Source organism: Luteitalea sp., assembly GCA_009377605.1.
Classification (GTDB): domain Bacteria; phylum Acidobacteriota; class Vicinamibacteria; order Vicinamibacterales; family Vicinamibacteraceae; genus WHTT01.
In genome coordinates, this window is the sequence record WHTT01000244.1 from 1 (window position 1) to 805 (window position 805).

The 805-nt window shown below is 66.5% G+C and carries 2 protein-coding genes; one reads left to right on the plus strand and one right to left on the minus strand.

What is annotated here, in order from left to right; all coding sequences use genetic code 11:
• Positions 1-338 (minus strand): hypothetical protein (locus tag GEV06_28750; GenBank protein ID MPZ21833.1); only part of this gene is annotated, 338 nt, incomplete at its 3' end.
• 183 nt (positions 339-521) lie between these two features.
• Here GEV06_28750 and GEV06_28755 point away from each other — a divergent pair.
• Positions 522-805 (plus strand): hypothetical protein (locus GEV06_28755; GenBank protein ID MPZ21834.1); only part of this gene is annotated, 284 nt, incomplete at its 3' end.

Genomic DNA, 805 nt, shown 5'->3' on the forward strand with positions numbered 1-805 from the left:
GGGCCGATGCCGAACGGCACGGACTCGCCCCCGCCCATCGCGCCCTCCACGACGACGCGGAAGTCGCGGCCATCGGTGGGCCCGAAATCGCTGAAGTCGCCGACGCCGCCCTGGATGGTGCCGTGGAAGCGGACGGTGCCGTCGCGTCCGACGACGGTGAAGCGTGCACCGTCCTCGGCGCCGGGTGCGGTGAAGCGCTTCGGCCGGTCGGTGTTGAAGCCGCTCTGGTTCAGCAGCACGGCTTGGGCCTGGGGCGGCAGGGCGGCGACGTACGCTGCTGTGCCCATCACGGCGAGCACGCCGAGGCATTTCCCGATCTGACTGATGACGATGGACATGGCTGTGTGATGACTGCGCGCCCGACCTAAAGGTCGGGCCTACACCTTTCTGCTGGTCGTGCGACCGGACACACGGCCGACGCTGGTTATGCCACGCTAGATCTATCCACTGAAATTTTAGATTTGACATTTTCAATTTGTCAATCTATTCTTCCCCTCCATCAGCAAAGGAGTCGCGTAGCTATGCCCCCCGACGCCCGCCCACGTCGCCCGGGCCACGCTGCCCGTTGTCGCGCCTGTGGCCCCTGGGCTCTTGCGCTTGCCGCCTTCGTCATCGCCGCCACACCCGTGTCCGCTCAGCAGGGACGAGGCACCATCCTCGGCACCGTCACCGACCGCACGGGCGTGGCGCTGCCCGGTGTCACCGTGGATGTCACGAACGTCGCCACGGATGTGACCACGAGCGTCACGACCAACGCCCAGGGCGCGTACTCGGTGCCGAGCCTGCTGGTCGGTGAATACACCGT